General features: G+C 68.6%; 2 protein-coding genes. Both read left to right on the forward strand.

The annotated features are described in order from the left end of the window. Positions 1 to 401: PadR family transcriptional regulator (locus G6027_RS14535; RefSeq protein WP_182637794.1), on the forward strand; the 401-nt coding region annotated here is incomplete at its 5' end. Further along, positions 398 to 1,486, forward strand: coding sequence for an inositol-3-phosphate synthase (locus tag G6027_RS14540; RefSeq protein WP_182637795.1), 1,089 nt, complete (start codon positions 398 to 400; stop codon positions 1,484 to 1,486). The genes G6027_RS14535 and G6027_RS14540, both read left to right, overlap by 4 nt. Positions 1,487 to 1,671: the final 185 nt, after the last annotated feature.

Consider the following 1,671-nt stretch of genomic DNA (forward strand, 5'->3'; position numbering starts at 1 on the left):
ACATCGTCGAGGACGCCACCGCGGCCACCGCCACGCGTCCGCCGGCCACCGCGCGGCGCGGTCGCAAGACCTACCGCATCACCGCCGGGGGCAAGGAGACGTTGGCCGCCCTGCTCGACGAGCCCGGGGCCTCGTCGTTCAACGACGACGGTTTCGGCGTACACCTGGCCTTCTTCGACCGCACCCCCGGGCCCGCCCGGGTGCGACTCCTCGAGGGCCGGCGGCGGGTCCTCGAGGAGCGGCGCGAGGGCCAACGGGACGCGGCCACACGGACCGGCCCGGCCGAACTGCGCTACGCCCGGCAGCTCACCCTGCTCGGCCTCGAGACCAGCGAGCGCGAGCTGCGCTGGATCAACGAGCTCATCCAGACAGAGAACCCATCACAAGGAGAATCCCCATGACCGACAAGAAGGTGCGCGTCGCGATCGTCGGCGTCGGCAACTGCGCGTCCTCGCTCGTGCAGGGCGTCGAGTTCTACAAGGACGCGGCGATCGACCAGACCGTCCCCGGACTCATGCACGTCAAGTTCGGCGACTACCACGTCCGGGACGTCGAGTTCGTCGCCGCGTTCGACGTCGACGGCAAGAAGGTCGGCATGGACCTCGCCGAGGCGATCAACGCCTCGGAGAACAACACCCTCAAGCTCTGTGACGTGCCGCCGACCGGCATCAGCGTCCAGCGCGGACCCACCCTCGACGGCCTGGGCAAGTACTACCGCGAGACCATCGAGGAGTCCGACGCCGAGCCCGTGGACATGGTCCAGGCTCTTCGGGACGCCGAGGTCGACGTGCTGGTCAGCTACCTTCCGGTGGGATCCGAGGAGGCCGACAAGTTCTACGCCCAGTGCTGCATCGACGCCGGCGTCGCCTTTGTCAACGCCCTGCCCGTGTTCATCGCCTCCGACCCCGTGTGGGCCGAGAAGTTCCGTTCCGCCGGCGTCCCGATCGTCGGTGACGACATCAAGTCGCAGGTCGGCGCCACCATCACGCACCGCGTGATGGCCAAGCTGTTCGAGGACCGCGGTGTCGCGCTGGACCGCACGTACCAGCTCAACGTGGGCGGAAACATGGACTTCAAGAACATGCTCGAGCGCGACCGCCTGGAGTCCAAGAAGGTCTCCAAGACCCAGGCCGTGACCTCCAACCTCGAGGGTTCCCTCAAGGACAAGATCCACGACCGCAACGTGCACATCGGCCCCTCCGACTACGTGGAGTGGCTCGACGACCGCAAGTGGGCGTACGTTCGCCTCGAGGGACGCGCGTTCGGCGACGCCCCCATCAACCTCGAGTACAAGCTCGAGGTGTGGGACTCGCCCAACTCGGCCGGCATCATCATCGACGCCGTCCGGGCGGCCAAGATCGCCAAGGACCGCGGCATCGGCGGACCGATCCTGCCGGCGTCGGCGTACCTCATGAAGTCCCCGCCGGAGCAGATGGCCGACGACAAGGCCCGCGCCCAACTCGAGGCCTTCATCATCGGAGCCTGACCCCCGCAGGAAGAACAGGAACGTATGACCCACACCGCGACGACCCGCCCGCCCTCACCCACCGGGCGTCGCCGTGTCCCGGCCGTCATCGCACTCGCGACGGCGGCCGGGGTCGTGCTCGCCGCGTGTTCGGGGGCGGAGGAGACCGCAGCCCCCAGCTCGCCGACAACGCAGGCGACCACCTC

The sequence above is a fragment of the Dietzia sp. SLG310A2-38A2 genome, from assembly GCF_014145095.1.
Lineage (GTDB): Bacteria > Actinomycetota > Actinomycetes > Mycobacteriales > Mycobacteriaceae > Dietzia.